The organism is Streptomyces sp. NPDC001156 (genome assembly GCF_053598275.1).
The window spans coordinates 14,441-28,963 of the sequence record NZ_JBSFJX010000022.1 but is presented as its reverse complement, the minus strand read 5'-3'; the positions used below and the strand labels follow the sequence as shown (position 1 = coordinate 28,963).

At 71.1% G+C, this 14,523-nt stretch carries 12 protein-coding genes; all 12 read left to right on the top strand.

What is annotated here, in order from left to right:
* Positions 1–120 precede the first annotated feature (120 nt).
* On the top strand, positions 121–1,638 hold the full coding sequence (locus ACWDA7_RS14260; RefSeq protein ID WP_450604444.1) for a sugar ABC transporter ATP-binding protein: 1,518 nt from the start codon (positions 121–123) through the stop codon (positions 1,636–1,638).
* Entirely contained in the window at positions 1,635–2,654 is a 1,020-nt protein-coding gene (locus tag ACWDA7_RS14255) for an ABC transporter permease (protein ID WP_450604442.1), read from the top strand. The genes ACWDA7_RS14260 and ACWDA7_RS14255 overlap by 4 nt, the downstream gene beginning before the upstream one ends.
* A 17-nt stretch (positions 2,655–2,671) precedes the next feature.
* Entirely contained in the window at positions 2,672–3,718 is a 1,047-nt protein-coding gene (locus ACWDA7_RS14250; RefSeq protein ID WP_450604441.1) for a substrate-binding domain-containing protein, read from the top strand.
* A 59-nt stretch (positions 3,719–3,777) separates the two neighbouring features.
* A complete protein-coding gene (locus ACWDA7_RS14245) occupies positions 3,778–4,986 on the top strand; it encodes a Gfo/Idh/MocA family protein (protein WP_450604440.1) in 1,209 nt (402 codons plus the stop codon).
* 13 nt (positions 4,987–4,999) lie between these two features.
* Complete coding sequence (locus ACWDA7_RS14240) at positions 5,000–5,998, top strand: sugar phosphate isomerase/epimerase family protein (RefSeq protein WP_450604439.1); 999 nt, start codon at positions 5,000–5,002, stop codon at positions 5,996–5,998.
* A gap of 81 nt (positions 5,999–6,079) precedes the next feature.
* A complete protein-coding gene (locus ACWDA7_RS14235) occupies positions 6,080–8,593 on the top strand; it encodes a PQQ-dependent sugar dehydrogenase (protein ID WP_450604438.1) in 2,514 nt (837 codons plus the stop codon).
* A gap of 14 nt (positions 8,594–8,607) precedes the next feature.
* A complete protein-coding gene (locus ACWDA7_RS14230) occupies positions 8,608–9,942 on the top strand; it encodes a ThuA domain-containing protein (protein ID WP_450604436.1) in 1,335 nt (444 codons plus the stop codon).
* Between the two features lie 85 nt (positions 9,943–10,027).
* The gene (locus ACWDA7_RS14225) at positions 10,028–11,176 is read left to right on the top strand and encodes an inositol-3-phosphate synthase (protein ID WP_450604435.1); all 1,149 of its coding nucleotides are present in this window, start codon (positions 10,028–10,030) and stop codon (positions 11,174–11,176) included.
* Positions 11,173–12,033: an SCO3242 family prenyltransferase gene (locus ACWDA7_RS14220; RefSeq protein ID WP_450604434.1), complete on the top strand. Its 861-nt coding sequence runs from the start codon at positions 11,173–11,175 to the stop codon at positions 12,031–12,033. Before ACWDA7_RS14225 ends, ACWDA7_RS14220 begins: the two co-directional genes overlap by 4 nt.
* Positions 12,030–12,998 carry a sugar phosphate isomerase/epimerase family protein gene (locus ACWDA7_RS14215; RefSeq protein ID WP_450604433.1) on the top strand — a complete coding sequence of 323 codons (969 nt, stop codon included), beginning with the start codon at positions 12,030–12,032 and terminating at the stop codon, positions 12,996–12,998. Before ACWDA7_RS14220 ends, ACWDA7_RS14215 begins: the two co-directional genes overlap by 4 nt.
* Positions 12,995–13,675 (top strand): EboA domain-containing protein, encoded by a 681-nt coding sequence (locus tag ACWDA7_RS14210; RefSeq protein ID WP_450604432.1) that lies wholly within the window; start codon positions 12,995–12,997, stop codon positions 13,673–13,675. The genes ACWDA7_RS14215 and ACWDA7_RS14210 overlap by 4 nt, the downstream gene beginning before the upstream one ends.
* Positions 13,675–14,523 carry a TatD family hydrolase gene (locus ACWDA7_RS14205; RefSeq protein WP_450604431.1) on the top strand — a complete coding sequence of 283 codons (849 nt, stop codon included), beginning with the start codon at positions 13,675–13,677 and terminating at the stop codon, positions 14,521–14,523. The genes ACWDA7_RS14210 and ACWDA7_RS14205 overlap by 1 nt, the downstream gene beginning before the upstream one ends.

Sequence of the window (14,523 nt, the reverse complement as noted above, 5' to 3'; positions counted from 1 at the left end):
CACCGCACCCGCACCGCGGGACCACCCGCACAGCGCCCTGCTCTGCCCTGCCCTGAAAACGCCTGCCCGGCACGCGTTCCGCCCTGAAACCGGCTCGCACGCCCGCCAAGGGGAACCCACATGGCACCAGAAACACCGCTGCTCAGCATGTCCGGCATCACCAAGTCGTTCCCCGGAGTCCGGGCCCTCGACGGCGTCGACCTCGACGTCCGGGCCGGTGAAGTGCACTGCCTGCTCGGCCAGAACGGGGCCGGGAAGTCCACCCTGATCAAGGTGCTGGCCGGTGCGCACCAGCCCGACACCGGCACCATCCAATGGCGGGGCGAATCCGTCACGCTCCGCTCGCCCATCGCCGCCATGCGCCTCGGTATCGCGACCATCTATCAGGAACTCGACTTGGTGGAGCATCTGTCGGTGGCCGAGAACGTCCATCTCGGCCACGAGCCCACGGCCGCCGGCTTCGTCGTACGGGCCAGGACCGCGAAGGCGTCGACGGCCGCGCTGCTGCGACGGCTCGGGCACCCCGAGATCGACCCGGCCAGGCTCGTCGGAGAACTCTCGGCGGCCCAGCAGCAGATCGTGTCCATGGCCCGGGCACTCTCCCACGACGTACGGCTCATCGTGATGGACGAGCCGTCCGCCGCGCTCGACCCGGACGAGGTCGACAACCTGTTCCGCATCGTCGGCGACCTCACCGCCGCCGACGTCGCCGTCGTCTACATCTCCCACCGCCTGGAGGAGATCCGCCGCATCGGCGACCGGGTCACCGTCCTCAAGGACGGGCGGGCGGTGGCCCGTGGACTTCCGGCGAAGACGACGCCGACCCGCGAGGTCGTGGCGCTGATGACGGGACGGAACGTCGAGTACGTCTTCCCGGAACGGCCGTCCTCGGCTCCCACGGGCACGCCCGTCCTTCAGGTGCAAGGGCTGGCGAGGGAAGGGGAGTTCGCGCCCCTTGACCTCGTCGTCCGTCCAGGCGAGATCGTCGGCCTCGCCGGACTCGTCGGCTCCGGGCGCTCCGAGATCCTCGAGACGATCTACGGCGCCCGCAAACCCACGACCGGTCAGGTCCTCGTCGACGGACGCCCGTTGCGTCCCGGGGGCGTCCGCGCTGCGGTCCGTGCCGGACTCGGGCTCGCCCCCGAGGAACGCAAGGCGCAGGCACTGCTCATGCTGGAGTCCGTCACCCGCAATGTGTCGGTCTCCTCCCTGTCCCGCTTCTCGCGCGGGGGCTGGATCGACCGGGGCGCCGAACGGGGCGCCGCACGCGCCGCGACCCGTGAGCTCTCGCTCCGCCCCGACAACCCCTCTGTACCGGTCCGCACGCTCTCCGGCGGCAACCAGCAGAAGGCCGTCCTGGCCCGCTGGCTGCTACGCGGCTGCCGCGTGCTGCTGCTCGACGAACCGACGCGCGGTGTCGACGTCGGCGCCCGCGCCGAGCTGTACGCGGTCGTCCGCCGCCTCGCCGACGAGGGCCTCGCGGTCCTGCTGGTCTCCAGTGAGGTACCCGAGGTGCTCGGCCTCGCCGACCGCGTCCTGGTGCTGCGCGAGGGGCACGTCGTGCACACGGCGCCCGCGCGCGAACTCGATGAGCACCGCGTCCTCGACCTCGTCATGGAAGGAAGTCCGGCGTCATGACGCAGCCCGTTTCCCCGCCGCGGGACAGCACCGGCAAGTTGCCGTCGTTCGGCCCGCTCCCCGCCTGGCGCGCCCTCGTCGCCCGCGCGGACGTCCGCACCCTGTCCCTGCTCGGCGTGCTCGCCGCGCTTGTCGTCATCGGCGGGATCACCAAGCCCGACGAGTTCCTCGACACCCGCAACCTCCAACTCGTCCTCACCCAGGCCTCGGTGATCGGGGTCGTCACCGTCGGTATGACCTTCGTCATCACCTCAGGCGGCATCGACCTGTCGGTGGGCGCGATCGTCGCTCTGGCCTCGGTGTGGGCCACCACCATCGCCACCCAGGAGTACGGCTTCTGGGGCATCCTCTTCACCGCGGTCGTCGTCGGAGTGGGCTGCGGTCTGGTCAACGGCGTGCTCATCGCGTACGGCGGGATGGTCCCGTTCATCGCCACGCTCGCCATGCTGGCCTCGGCACGCGGACTGGCCCTGCAGATCACCGATGGCAGGACGCAGATCGTCACGGTCGACGGGATCCTCAAGCTCGGTGAACGCGACTCCTATGTGCTCGGCATCCCGCCGCTCGTGCTGGTCTTCGCCCTCGTCACGGTCATCGGCTGGCTGGTGCTCAACCGCACCACCTTCGGGCGCCGCACGGTCGCCGTCGGCGGCAACGCGGAGGCGGCGCGGCTCGCCGGCATCGACATACGCCGCCAGCGCCTCTACCTCTACCTGCTGTCCGGCCTGTGCTGCGGTATCGCGGCCTTCCTGCTGATCATCCTGTCCGGCTCGGGCCAGAACACCAACGGCAACCTGTACGAACTGGACGCCATCGCGGCCGCGATCATCGGCGGCACCCTGCTCAGCGGGGGCCGCGGCACCATCACCGGCTCCGTCCTCGGCGTCCTGATCTTCACCACGATCACCAACATCTTCGCCCTGAACAACCTGCAGAGCGACGTCCAGCAGATCGCCAAGGGCGCGATCATCGTCGCCGCCGTGCTGGTCCAGCGCCGTACCGCAAGCACGACCTGAGGAAAGGGTTCACCGCCATGCCACAGCCGCCTGTCACAAGCCGCAGAGGACTGCTCTTCGGGACCGCCGCCGTCTCGGCCGGTGCCTTCCTCGCAGGTTGCACGAGTAACGAGACCAAGTCCGACAAGCCGGCCGCGAACGACAAGCCGGCCGCCGACGACAAGCCCGGCAAGCACGTCACCATCGGCTTCGCCGGCCCGCAGGCCGACCACGGCTGGCTCAACGCCATCAACGACAACGCCAAGAGCCGCGCCCAGAAGTACTCGGACCTCACGCTGGAGATCACCGAGGGCTCCAACGACACCGCGGCGCAGATCGGCCAGATCGAGACCCTCATCAACAAGAAGGTCGACGTGCTGGTGGTGCTGCCCGCCGACGGCAAGGCCCTCACCCAGGTCGGACTGAAGGCGATGCGCGCGGGCATCCCGGTCATCAACCTCGACCGCATCTTCAACACCCCGCAGGCCTACCGGTGCTGGATCGGCGGCGACAACTACGGCATGGGCCTGAACGCCGGTCACTACATCGGCGAGAAGCTCAAGGGGAAATCGGACGCCCGCGTCATCGAGCTGGCCGGCATCGACAACCTGGAACTGACCAAGCAGCGCACCCAGGGCTTCGACGACGCCCTGAAGAACTACCCGAACATCAAGAAGGTGGCCCGCCAGGCCGCCGAGTTCACGGTCGAGTCCGGACAGGCCAAGATGGCCCAGCTCCTCCAGGCACAGCCCAAGTTCGACGCGCTGTGGAACCACGACGACGACCAGGGCGTGGGCGCGCTGCGCGCCATCGAGCAGGCCGGTCGCGATGACTTCCTGATGGTCGGCGGGGCCGGGGCGCTGTCCGCCTTCCAGGCCATCAAGCAGGACAACGGCGTCCTCAAGGCGACCGTCCTGTACCCGCCGACCATGGCCGCATCCGCCATCGACCTCGCGCGCGCACTCGGCCAGGGCAAGGGCGTCGGCGGCCTCGCCGAGTACGAGATCCCGGCCTCGATCACCCTCTACTCGGCCGTCGTCGACAAAAACAACGTCGAGCAGTACATGCCCACCGGCTTCCGCTGACAGGTTCCGCCCCGCACCCCCCACGGCGTAACCACGACGAGGACGAGGAGGACATCCGTATGGGACAGCTGCAGCAGGCAGAAGGGGCCGAGGCCGGAACACCGCCGCTGCGCGTCGGCATGGTGGGGTACGCGTTCATGGGTGCCGCCCATTCACAGGGCTGGCGCACCGTGGGCCATGTCTTCGACCTGCCCCGACGCCCGGTGCTCGGCGCGATATGCGGCCGGAACGCGGCGGCGGTGCGTGCCGCGGCCGACCGGCACGGTTGGGCGGCGGTCGAGACCGACTGGCGGACGCTGATCGACCGGGACGACATCGACCTCGTCGACATCTGCACCCCGGGCGACAGTCACGCCGAGATCGCCCTCGCCGCCTTGGCGGCTGGCAAGCACGTGCTGTGCGAGAAGCCCCTCGCGAACACCGTCGAGGAGGCCGAGGCCATGGCGGCGGCGGCCGAAGCGGCGGCCGGACGGGGCCAGGTGGCGATGGTCGGCTTCAACTACCGCCGCCTCCCGGCCACCGCACTGGCCCGCCGCATGGTCGCGGACGGCCAGCTCGGCACACTGCGCCATGTGCGGGTGACTTACCTTCAGGACTGGCTGGTGGACCCGCAGTTCCCGCTCACCTGGCGGCTGCAAAGGGAACACGCCGGCTCGGGGTCGCTGGGCGACCTCGGTGCCCATGCCATCGACCTCGCCCAGTACCTCGCCGGCGAGGAGCTGGCCGGGGTCTCCGCCCTCACCGAGACCTTCGTACGGGAGCGGCCGCTGCCCGCCGGCGGGAGCAGCGGCCTGTCCGCGGTGTCCGCCGCCGGCACCGGACCGGTCACCGTGGACGACGCCGCCCTGTTCACCGGGCGCTTCGCCTCCGGCGCCCTCGCCTCGTTCGAGGCCACCCGGTACGCCACCGGACGGAAGAACGCCCTGCGCATCGAACTCAACGGGGAGCTCGGCTCACTCGCCTTCGACCTGGAGCGGCTCAACGAGTTGGAGTACCACGACGGTGCCGAGCCGGGCACGCTCGCCGGATTCCGCCGCATCCTCGTCACCGAACCCGACCACCCCTATCTGGACGCCTGGTGGCCGCCGGGCCATGGCCTCGGCTATGAGCACACCTTCGTCCACCAGGCCCGCGACCTCGTGCGCGCCGTCGCGGAAGGCCGCAGACCCGAACCCTCCTTCGCCGACGGACTCCAGGTCCAGCGTGTGCTCGCGGCGGTGGAGGAGAGCGCCCAGAAGAACTGCGTCTACACCCCCATAGCGGTCTGAGGAGGCCTTGCGCATGCCGCGTACCTTCACACTCTTCACCGGCCAGTGGGCCGACCTCCCGCTGGAGGAGGTCTGCCGCCTGGCCCGCGACTTCGGCTACGACGGACTCGAACTCGCCTGCTGGGGCGATCACTTCGAGGTCGACAAGGCGCTCGCGGACCCGTCCTACATCGCCTCGCGCCACCAACTGCTCGACAAGTACGGACTCAAGTGCTGGGCGATCTCCAACCACCTGGTCGGCCAAGCGGTGTGCGACGCCATCATCGACGAGCGCCACGAGGCCATCCTCCCGGCCCGTATCTGGGACGACGGGGACCCGGAGGGCGTACGCCGGCGGGCCGCCGCCGAGATCGCCGACACCGCCCGGGCGGCGGCCGCGTTCGGCGTCGACACCGTCATCGGCTTCACCGGCTCCGCGATCTGGCACCTGGTCGCCATGTTCCCGCCCGCCCCCGAGGCGATGATCGAGCGCGGCTACGACGACTTCGCCGAGCGCTGGAACCCGATCCTCGACGTCTTCGACGCCGAGGGCGTGCGGTTCGCGCACGAGGTCCACCCGAGCGAGATCGCCTACGACTACTGGACGACACAGCGCGCTCTGGCCGCCGTCGACCACCGCCCCGCCTTCGGGCTGAACTTCGACCCCTCGCACTTCGTCTGGCAGGACCTCGACCCGGTCGGCTTCCTGTGGGACTTCCGCGACCGCATCTACCACGTCGACTGCAAGGAGGCCCGCAAGCGTCTCGACGGCCGCAACGGCCGCCTCGGCTCCCATCTGCCCTGGGGCGACCCGCGCCGCGGCTGGGACTTCGTGTCGGCCGGGCACGGCGACGTGCCCTGGGAAGACGTCTTCCGGATGCTGCGCTCCATCGACTACCAGGGCCCGATCTCCGTCGAGTGGGAGGACGCCGGCATGGACCGGCTCCAGGGCGCACCCGAAGCCCTGACCCGGCTGAAGGCGTACGACTTCGAGCCCCCGTCGGCCTCCTTCGACGCGGCGTTCGGCAACTGACTTTCTCCGACTCTCCGGGATGACGGCGCATCCCGGCGTTCGCAACCGCCCGTACAACCGGCCCCTTTTCTGGAGGCATTCGTGCACGGGAACCACCGCACCACAGGCAACGACAGAATCGAGACCCACATACCAGGGCGATTCCGCAAGGCCCTGGCCCTGTTCAGCGGGGCGCTGCTCGCCGGCGCCACCCTCACCCTCACCTCCCCCCAGGCCGGCGCAGCCGTCGCCGACCGGGAAGCCGCACCGGCGGCCTCCGCCGCCGAGGACTTCCAGCAGGTCACTCTCGCCAAGGGCGAGGCGGAAGTCGGCGAGCCCATGTCGCTCGCCGTCCTCCCCGACCGCTCGGTCCTGCACACCTCCCGCGACGGTGAACTCCGCCTCACCGACGCGGCGGGCAACACCAAACTCGCAGGCAAGCTCGACGTGTACTCCCACGACGAGGAAGGCCTCCAAGGCGTCGGTGTCGACCCGGACTTCACCGACAACCGCTTCATCTACCTCTACTACGCGCCCCCGCTGAACACTCCGGCGGGCGACGCCCCGGAGAATGGCACCGCCGCCGACTTCGCCCCCTTCGACGGAGTGAACCGCCTCTCCCGCTTCGTCCTGAAGACGGACGGCACCCTCGACGCCGCGAGCGAGAAGAACATCCTCGAGGTCAAGACGTCGCGTGGCATCTGCTGCCACGTCGGCGGTGACATCGACTTCGACGCGGCGGGCAACCTGTATCTGTCGACGGGCGACGACAGCAATCCCTTCCAGTCGGACGGGTACGCCCCCATCGACGAACGCTCCGACCGCAACCCGGCCTTCGACGCCCAGCGCAGCGCCGGGAACACCAACGACCTGCGCGGCAAGATCCTGCGCATCAAGGTGAACGCCGACGGCTCCTACTCCATCCCCGACGGCAATCTCTTCCCGCCGGGCACCGCCAAGACGCGGCCCGAGATCTACGCCATGGGCTTCCGCAACCCGTTCCGCTTCAGCGTCGACAAGAGGACCGGCATCCTCTACGTCGGCGACTACGGCCCCGACGCCGGCACCGCTGACCCGAAGCGCGGGCCCGCCGGGCAGGTCGAGTTCGCCCGGGTCACCGGCCCCGGCAACTTCGGCTGGCCGTACTGCACCGGCAAGAACGACGCCTACGTGGACTACGACTTCGCCACCAAGGCGTCCGGCGCCACCTTCGACTGCAACGCCCCCAAGAACGACTCCCCGCACAATACGGGCCTCACCGACCTGCCCCCGGCGCAGCAGGCATGGATCCCCTATGACGGCGGATCCGTACCCGAGTTCGGCAGTGGCTCCGAGTCCCCGATGGGCGGCCCCGTCTACCACTACGACCCCGCCCTCGACTCGCCGGTGAAGTTCCCGCAGGCGTACGACGGGAACTTCTTCGCCGGTGAGTTCGGCCGCCGCTGGATCAAGCGGATCGTCAGTGACTCCAGCGGCACCGTGCAGTCGATCAACGCGTTCCCGTGGACCGGCACGCAGGTGATGGACATGGCCTTCGGGCCCGACGGCGCGCTGTATGTCCTGGACTACGGCACCGCCTGGTTCGGCGGGGACGACAACTCGGGCCTGTATCGCATCGAGAACGCGACCGATGGCCACTCGCCCGTGGCGCAGGCTTCGGCGGACCGGACCTCCGGGCAGGCACCGCTGAAGGTGGCCTTCTCCTCCGCCGGCTCGAGCGACCAGGATGGCGACGCGCTCACCTACAGCTGGGACTTCGGTGACGGCGGCACGTCGACCGTCGCCAATCCGACCCACAAGTACAAGGCCAACGGCACCTACACCGCGACCGTCACCGCGAAGGACCCGACCGGCCGCACCGGCAGCGCGAGCGTGCAGATCGTCGTCGGCAACACCGCACCCAAGGTCACCCTCGAACTCCCGCAGGACGGGCAGCTGTTCAGCTTCGGCGACGCCGTCCCGTTCAAGGTGAAGGTCACCGACCCCGAGGACGGGAGGAGCATCGACTGCTCCAAGGTCACCGTCAACTTCGTCCTCGGCCACGACACCCACGGCCACCCGCTGACCTCGGCCACCGGCTGCTCAGGCACCATCCAGACCAGCGCCGACGGCGGCCACGACCAGGACGCCAACATCTTCGGGGTCTTCGACGCCGAGTACACCGACGGCGGGGGCGGCGGCCAGGCCCCGCTCACCACCCACGATCAGAATGTCACCCAGCCCAGGCACCGCCAGGCCGAGCACTTCAGCGCCTCCTCCGGCGTCACGGTCAACAACAAGGCGACCGCACATGGCGGCCGGACCGTCGGTGATATCGACAACGGCGACTGGATCTCGTTCACGCCGTACGCGCTGAGCAACGCCAAGTCGATCAGCGCCCGGATCTCCTCCGGCGGCGTGGGCGGCACCCTCGAGGTCCGCGCGGGCTCGGCGACGGGCACCCTGCTCGGCAAGGCCACCGTGCCTGTGACCGGCGGCTGGGAGACCTTCCAGGACGTCAGCGCCGACCTGAGCCGGGCACCGCGCGGCACCACCACGCTCTACCTCGTCTTCAAGGGGACCACCGGCTCCGGCGCTCTGTTCGACGTCGACGACTTCACCTTCACGACGGCCTGAGAGGAGGGGACACCATGCGCTCAACCGGCAGACTGACCACCTCAGTCATGGGTGCCGCCCTGCTACTCGGTTGCGTGACCGCACCCGCCGTCTCGCACGACGCCGACGCCAAACGCGTCCTGGTCTTCTCGAAGACCGCCGGCTTCCGGCACGACTCGATTCCCGCGGGCATCGCGGCGGTCAAGCAACTCGGTGAGGCCAACGGCTTCACGGTCGACGCGACCGAGGACGCCGGCGCCTTCACCGGCAAGAACCTGCGCCGGTACGACGCGGTCGTCTTCATGTCAACGACCGGCGACGTGCTCGACGCCGGCCAACAGGAGGCATTCGAGGGGTACATCCGCCACGGCGGGGGCTACGTGGGCGTCCACTCGGCCGCCGACACCGAGTACGACTGGGCCTTCTACGGCGGACTCGCGGGCGCCTACTTCCAGAACCACCCGGCGATCCAGCCCGCCACGGTGAACGTGGAGGACCGCGCCCACCCGGCGACCTCGCACCTGGCCGCGACCTGGAACCGCACGGACGAGTGGTACAACTACCGCTCCAACCCACGCGAACGGGCCCACGTCCTCGCCTCCCTCGACGAGGCGTCGTACACCGGCGGCACCATGAACGACGACCATCCGATCGCCTGGTGCCAGGACTACCAGGGCGGCCGCGCCTTCTACACCGGCGGTGGCCACACCAGGGAGTCCTACGCCGACCCCGCCTTCCGGCAGCACCTGCTGGGCGGCATCCGCTGGGTCATCGGCGATGTTCAGGCCGACTGCCGCCCGGAGAACGGCTACCGGCCGCTCTTCGACGGCACGGCCGGCTCACTGTCCGGCTGGAAGCAGGCGGGCCCCGGCTCCTTCACCCTCGACGCCGACGGCACCCTGACGTCGACGGGCGGCATGGGCCTGCTCTGGTACGCCACGTCGGGCTTCTCCGCGTACTCGCTGAAACTCGACTGGAAGACGGCTGGCGACGACAACTCCGGTGTGTTCGTGGGCTTCCCGCCCTCGGACGACCCGTGGTCGGCCGTGAACAACGGCTACGAGATCCAGATCGACGCCACGGACGTGCCCGACAAGACCACCGGGTCCGTCTACGGCTTCCAGTCCGCCGACCTGAAGAAGCGCGACCGCGCGCTGAATCCGCCGGGGGAGTGGAACACGTACGAGATCCGCGTGGAGGGCGAGCGCCTCCGCCTCTGGCTCAACGGCGTGAAGATCAACGATTTCACCAACACCGATCCGGCCCGGAGCCTGCGCGACGGACACATCGGCATCCAGAACCACGGATCCGGTGACCAGGTGTCCTTCCGCGACATCCGGATCAAGGAACTGCCCGTCAAGGGCAACTGAGCGACGGCGGGCGGGGGACGCCGGACTCCCGCCCGCCGTCTTCCTCCCGTCTCTGCCGTTTCCCGCACGACCAGGAGGCTGACCCATGCCCGCGTCCCTTTCCCGAACCCGTGCCGGGGTGTGGCTGATCGGCGCCCGCGGCTCCGTCGCCACGACCGTCGTCGCCGGGTGCGCCGCCGTCAGCGCGGGCCTGCACCCGCCCACGGGCATGGTCACCGAGACGCCCGTGTTCGCCGGATCGCGCCTTCCGGAGTTGCCGTCCCTAGTCTTCGGCGGCCACGAAACGGTGGACTGCCCCTTGCCCAAACGCGCCGAGGCACTGGTGGCGGGCGGTGTGCTGCCGCCCGGTCTCCCCTCGGCGGTCTCGGCCGAACTCGGCGCCGCAGACCGTGAGATCAGGCCGGGCGGCCCCGTCCCGGCGGACACGCGGAGCGAGGAGGAGCTGATCGCCGCCTTCGCCGCGGACATCCGCGACTTCGTGGAACGGCGCGGGCTTGCCCGGGCGGTGGTGGTGAACGTGGCGTCCACCGAGCCCCCGGGCAGCGGTGACGCGCTGCCGCCGAGCTCGCTGTACGCGGCGGCGGCACTCCGGGCGGGCTGCCCCTATGTGAACTTCACCCCCTCGACGGGTCTGCACCACTCGGCGCTGGCGTCCGCCGCGGCAGCGAGCGGGCTGCCGTACGCGGGCCGCGACGGCAAGACCGGCCAGACGCTGCTCCGCTCCGTGCTGGGACCGATGTTCGCCCAGCGTGCGCTCGCCGTGCGGGCCTGGTCCGGGACCAACCTGCTGGGCGGCGGCGACGGCGCGTCCCTGGCTGACCCGGCCGCGGCGGCCGCCAAGAACGCGGGCAAGGAGCGGGTCCTCGCCGACACCCTCGGCACGGCCCCCGAGGGCGAGGTGCACATCGACGACGTCCCCGCCCTCGGCGACTGGAAGACCGCCTGGGACCACGTCGCCTTCGACGGCTTTCTCGGGACACGCATGGTGTTGCAGACCACCTGGCAGGGGTGCGACTCGGCGTTGGCGGCACCGTTGGTGCTCGACCTGGCCCGGCTGGTGCTGCGCGCGCACGAAGCCGGACTGTCCGGCCCGCTGGGAGAGCTGGGCTTCTACTTCAAGGACCCGGCGGGCGACGGGCCCGCGGCACTGGGGGAGCAGTACGCGGAGCTTGCGGGGTTCGCGGGCAGGCTGCGCGGAGCCCGGACGGCAGAGCACCCCGGGGTACCGCGATGACCCGGCTCGGTGCGGCGGACGTGCGGGCCTGGGCCGAACTGCTCCGCGTCCCCGCCCTGTTCACCGTCCCCGGCGACGCGATCGCCGGCGCGGCGGTCTCGGCGCGGCCCACCCGCCGCGCCCTCCTGGCCATCGGCTCCTCACTCTGCCTGTACGAGGCCGGTATGGCCCTCAACGACTGGGCCGACCGCGACGAGGACGCCGCGGAGCGCCCCCACCGCCCCCTTCCCTCCGGCCGTGTCCGTCCCGCCGCCGCCTTCACGGCCGCCTGTGCCCTCACCGCGGCGGGCCTCGCCCTCGCCGGGCGCGCCGGACGTCCCGCACTCTCCGTCGCCGCACCTCTCGCGGCCACCGTCTGGGCTTACGACCTCGGCCTGAAGCGGACCTGGGCGGGACCGGTCGCGATGGCGGCGGCACGAGGCCTGGACCTGCTCCTGGGGGCGGCGGCCACCGCGGGCCGCATTCGCCCCGCCCTCGCTCCGGCCCTCCTTCTCGGCACCCACACCCTGGCGGTCACGACCGTCTCCCGTGGGGAGACCCGGGGCGGCTCAGCCCTGCCTCCGCTGGCAGCGCTCGCCGCCACGGGCGTACTGACCCGCCTGCTGGCACAGGGACGTACCCCCCTGAGCGGGGCCCTCGCCGCGACCTACCTCGCGACCGCGGGCCGCCCCTACCTCCACGCCGGCCTCAACCCGTCACCCCCGCTCACCCAACGCGCCGTCGGCGGCGGCATCCGCGCCACGATCCCGCTCCAGGCAGCGCTGTCCGCCCGTTCCGGTGCTCCCGTAGCAGCGCTGCTCACCATGGCGCTGGCCCCGCTCGCAGGCCGACTCGCCAGGAAGGTGAGCGTCACATGACCCCGCAGCCACGTGTCGCCCCGGCGCCCGAGCAGGGCCCCGACAGCAATCCGCTCCGCTTCGGATACGGCACCAACGGCCTCGCCGACCTCCGCCTCGACGACGCCCTCTCCCTGCTCGCGGACCTCGGCTACGACGGCGTCGGCCTGACCCTCGACCACATGCACCTCGACCCGCTCGCCCTCGACCTCGCCCACCGCACCCGCCGGCTCGCGAGCCGCCTGCAGACGCTCGGCCTGGAGGTCACCGTCGAGACGGGGGCGCGCTATGTGCTCGACCCGCGCCGCAAACACGCTCCTTCCCTGCTCGACCCCGACCCGGACGACCGCGCCCGCCGTGTCGACCTGCTGCTCCGGGCCGTCCGGGTCGCCGCCGAACTCGGCGCCCACGCGGTGCACTGCTTCAGCGGCACCACCCCGGCGGGAGGCGACGAGGACACGGCGTGGCAACGGCTGGCCGAGAGCCTCACCCCCGTCCTGGACGTCGCCACCGCCGCCGGCATCCCCCTCGCCGTCGAACCCGAACCCGGCCACCTCCTCGCCACCCTCGCCGACTTCCATCGCCTGCGGCACGCCCTCGGGAACCCCGCAGGCCTCGGCCTCACCCTCGACATCGGCCACTGCCAGTGCCTCGAACCCCTCCCGCCCGCTGACTGCGTACGTGCCGCCGCACCCTGGCTGCGCCACGTCCAGATCGAGGACATGCGCCGCGGCGTCCACGAGCACCTCCCCTTCGGAGAGGGCGACATCCACTTCCCCGCCGTCCTCGCGGCCCTGTCCGCCGCCGGCTACCGCGGCCTGACCGTCGTCGAACTGCCCCGCCACTCCCACGCCGGGTCTTACCACGCACAACAGTCCCTGCCGTTCCTCCGCAAGGCGGCGGCGACCGCCACCGCCCGGCACGCGCCGGTCCCCGTCACCGCCCACGGCGAGCCCTCCGCCACCCCTGAAGGGAGCACCGCATGACGCACCCGCACGCCGCGTCGGACACCCCGGCGGCCGGCACCCCGCTGGGCGAGTTGCATGCTCACGTCGAAGCGGCCCTCGCGGGAGCCGCACGGGCCTGGCTCGACCAGGCACTCGACGAGGCCGCCGCTCTTCCGTCCGCCCACGGGCCCATTTCCGTCTGGGAGTTGCGCCTGGCCGAGGCCGGACGTCGCTGCGGCCCCGCGTACGCCGACGCCGTCCGTGTCCTCATCCTCCACACGGCCCGCGCCGACACCGCCGCGCTCACCCGGGTCTACCGCCAGGGCACCGCCGACGAACGCCGTGCGGTCCTGCACGCCCTGCCCCACCTCGTACCGGGCCCCGAGGCCGTCCCGCTCCTCGAGGACGCGCTGCGCACCAACGACACCCGGCTCCTCGCCGCCGCCGTCGGCCCGTACGCCGCACGCCACCTCGCCGCCCACGTCTGGCGGCACGCGGTCCTCAAGTGCCTGTTCACCGGCGTTCCCCTCGACGGCGTCGCGGAGCTGGCAGGGCGCGCCCGCGGTGACGCCGAACTCGCCCGCATGCTCCGCGACTACGCCGCCGAACGCACCGCCGCGGGCCGTTCCGTACCGGAAGACCTGTACCGCGTCCTGGCACTGGCCGAGTTTGCCCCTCCGCCCCCCACGGACGCCCCCCACGGCAAGGAGTCCTGATGCGCATCTTCGACCCGCACATCCATATGACGTCACGGACCACCGACGACTACGAGGCCATGTACGCCGCGGGCGTCCGTGCCGTGGTCGAACCCTCCTTCTGGCTCGGGCAGCCCCGCACGTCCCCCGCCTCCTTCCTCGACTACTTCGACTCCCTGCTGGGCTGGGAACCCTTCCGCGCCGCCCAGTACGGCATCGCCCACCACTGCACCCTCGCCCTCAACCCCAAGGAGGCGGGCGACCCCCGCTGCGTCCCCGTCCTCGACGAACTGCCCCGCTATCTCGTCAAGGACCAGGTCGTGGCCGTAGGCGAGATCGGCTACGACTCCATGACCCCCGCCGAGGACACCGCCCTCGCGGCCCAGCTCCAGCTCGCCGCCGACCATGAGCTGCCCGCCCTCGTCCACACCCCGCACCGCGACAAGCTCGCCGGGCTGCGCCGGACCCTCGACGCGGTCCGCGAGTCCGCACTGCCCGCGGAACGCGTCCTGGTCGACCACCTCAACGAGACCACCGTCAAGGAGGCCAAGGACAGCGGCTGCTGGCTGGGCTTCTCCGTTTATCCCGACACCAAGATGGACGAGCGGCGGATGGTCGCGATCCTGCGCGCGTACGGACCCGAGCAGGTGCTGGTGAACTCGGCCGCCGACTGGGGGAGGAGCGACCCGCTCAAGACCCGTGCGGTCGCCGACGCGATGCTCGCCGACGGCTTCACCGAGGAGGACGTGGACCGGGTGCTCTGGCGCAACCCCGTCGCCTTCTACGGGCTCAGCGGCCGTCTGAACCTCACCCCCGCCGGCACGACGGCGACCCACGAGGGCAACTCCGTTCTGCGTGGCGGGGAGTGA

Excerpts from the sequence above, each read along its gene's own strand:
- ACWDA7_RS14220 (WP_450604434.1), top strand. The coding sequence starts at position 11,173 with ATGACCCGGCTCGGTGCGGCGGACGTGCGGGCCTGGGCCGAACTGCTC.
- ACWDA7_RS14225 (WP_450604435.1), top strand. The coding sequence starts at position 10,028 with ATGCCCGCGTCCCTTTCCCGAACCCGTGCCGGGGTGTGGCTGATCGGC.
- ACWDA7_RS14205 (WP_450604431.1), top strand. The coding sequence starts at position 13,675 with ATGCGCATCTTCGACCCGCACATCCATATGACGTCACGGACCACCGAC.
- ACWDA7_RS14250 (WP_450604441.1), top strand. The coding sequence starts at position 2,672 with ATGCCACAGCCGCCTGTCACAAGCCGCAGAGGACTGCTCTTCGGGACC.
- ACWDA7_RS14215 (WP_450604433.1), top strand. The coding sequence starts at position 12,030 with ATGACCCCGCAGCCACGTGTCGCCCCGGCGCCCGAGCAGGGCCCCGAC.
- ACWDA7_RS14230 (WP_450604436.1), top strand. The coding sequence starts at position 8,608 with ATGCGCTCAACCGGCAGACTGACCACCTCAGTCATGGGTGCCGCCCTG.
- ACWDA7_RS14260 (WP_450604444.1), top strand. The coding sequence starts at position 121 with ATGGCACCAGAAACACCGCTGCTCAGCATGTCCGGCATCACCAAGTCG.
- ACWDA7_RS14240 (WP_450604439.1), top strand. The coding sequence starts at position 5,000 with ATGCCGCGTACCTTCACACTCTTCACCGGCCAGTGGGCCGACCTCCCG.
- ACWDA7_RS14210 (WP_450604432.1), top strand. The coding sequence starts at position 12,995 with ATGACGCACCCGCACGCCGCGTCGGACACCCCGGCGGCCGGCACCCCG.
- ACWDA7_RS14255 (WP_450604442.1), top strand. The coding sequence starts at position 1,635 with ATGACGCAGCCCGTTTCCCCGCCGCGGGACAGCACCGGCAAGTTGCCG.
- ACWDA7_RS14245 (WP_450604440.1), top strand. The coding sequence starts at position 3,778 with ATGGGACAGCTGCAGCAGGCAGAAGGGGCCGAGGCCGGAACACCGCCG.